This window comes from Streptomyces coffeae, assembly GCF_016741875.1.
Classification (GTDB): domain Bacteria; phylum Actinomycetota; class Actinomycetes; order Streptomycetales; family Streptomycetaceae; genus Streptomyces; species Streptomyces coffeae.
In genome coordinates this window covers 1-1,909 of sequence record NZ_JAERRF010000108.1, presented here as the reverse complement: position 1 = coordinate 1,909, position 1,909 = coordinate 1, and the positions used below count along the sequence as shown (strand labels likewise).

The window sequence follows — 1,909 nt, the reverse complement described above, 5'->3', positions numbered from 1 at the left end:
GCCCGGGTGAGGGCGGCGCCGCCGAGGATGACCGGGTAGCTGGCGGCCAGCTTGCGCTGGTTGAGCTCCTCCAGGTTCTCCTTCATGATCACCGTGGACTTCACCAGCAGCCCGGACATGCCGATGACATCCGCGCGGTACTCCTCGGCGGCCTCCAGGATCGCGGAAACGGGCTGCTTGATACCGAGGTTGACCACGTTGTAGCCGTTGTTGGACAGAATGATGTCCACCAGGTTCTTGCCGATGTCATGGACGTCGCCGCGGACGGTGGCGAGCACGATGGTGCCCTTGCCCGCCCCCTCATCGCTGTCCGCGGTTTTCTCCATATGCGGCTCCAGATGGGCCACCGCCGTCTTCATGACCTCGGCGGACTGGAGCACGAACGGCAGCTGCATCTGGCCGGAGCCGAACAGCTCACCGACCACCTTCATCCCGTCCAGCAGCGTCTCGTTGACGATGTCCAGGGCCTTGCGGGTCTGGAGGGCCTCGTCCAGATCGGCTTCCAGACCATTGCGCTCACCGTCGATGATGCGCCGCTTGAGGCGCTCCTCCAGCGGGAGAGCGGCCAGCTCCTCCGCCTTGCCGGCCTTGAGCGAGGTGGCGGTGGCACCCTCGAACAGCTCCATGAGCTTCTGGAGCGGGTCATAGCCCTCGGCGCGGCGGTCGTGGATCAGATCGAGGGCGGTGGTGACCTGCTCCTCGTCGAAGCGGGCGATGGGCAGGATCTTGGAGGCGTGGACGATGGCGGAGTCCAGGCCCGCCTTCACACACTCGTCGAGGAAGACGGAGTTGAGCAGGATCCGGGCGGCCGGGTTGAGGCCGAAGGAGATGTTCGACAGACCCAGGGTGGTCTGGACGTCGGGGTGGCGGCGCTTGAGTTCGCCGATGGCCTCGATGGTGGCGATCCCGTCCTTGCGGGACTCCTCCTGGCCGGTGCAGATGGTGAAGGTGAGGCAGTCGATGAGGATGTCGGACTCCTGGATGCCCCAGTTGCCCGTCAGATCGGCGATGATCCGCTCGGCGATCTCGACCTTCTTCTCGACGGTACGGGCCTGGCCCTCCTCGTCGATGGTCAGCGCGATGAGCGCGGCACCGTGCTCCTGGGCGAGCAGGGTCACCTTGGCAAAGCGCGAATCCGGTCCGTCACCGTCCTCGTAGTTGACCGAGTTGATGACCGCGCGGCCGCCCAGCTTCTCCAGACCCGCCTGGATCACATCGACCTCGGTGGAGTCCAGCACGATCGGCAGAGTGGAGGCGGTGGCGAACCGCCCCGCCAGCTCCGCCATGTCGGCCACCCCGTCGCGGCCCACGTAGTCCACGCACAGGTCGAGCATGTGCGCGCCCTCGCGGATCTGGTCCCGGGCCATCTCCACACAGTCGTCCCAGCGTGCCTCGAGCATGGCCTCGCGGAACTTCTTCGACCCATTGGCGTTGGTCCGCTCACCGATGGCCATATACGAGATGTCCTGGCGGAACGGAACGGTCTGGTAGAGCGAGGCGGCACCCGGCTCGGGCCGCGGTTCGCGCTCGGTGGGAACCAGACCACGGACACGCTCCACGACCTGGCGCAGATGCTCGGGCGTGGTGCCGCAGCAGCCGCCCACCAGGGACAGGCCGTACTCGCGGACGAAGGTCTCCTGGGCATCGGCCAGTTCACCCGGCGTGAGCGGGTAGTGGGCGCCGTCCTTGCCGAGCACCGGCAGCCCCGCGTTGGGCATACAGGACAGGGGGATGCGCGAGTGGCGGGCGAGATAGCGCAGATGCTCGCTCATCTCGGCCGGGCCGGTGGCGCAGTTCAGCCCGATCATGTCGATGCCCAGCGGCTCCAGGGCGGTCAGCGCCGCGCCGATCTCCGAGCCGAGCAGCATCGTGCCGGTGGTCTCCACCGTCACCGAGCAGATCAGCGGGA

General features: G+C 67.2%; 1 protein-coding gene. It reads right to left on the bottom strand.

From position 1 onward, the window contains the following. Positions 1 to 1,909: dihydropteroate synthase (locus JK363_RS41160; protein ID WP_201883446.1), on the bottom strand; the 1,909-nt coding region annotated here is incomplete at both ends.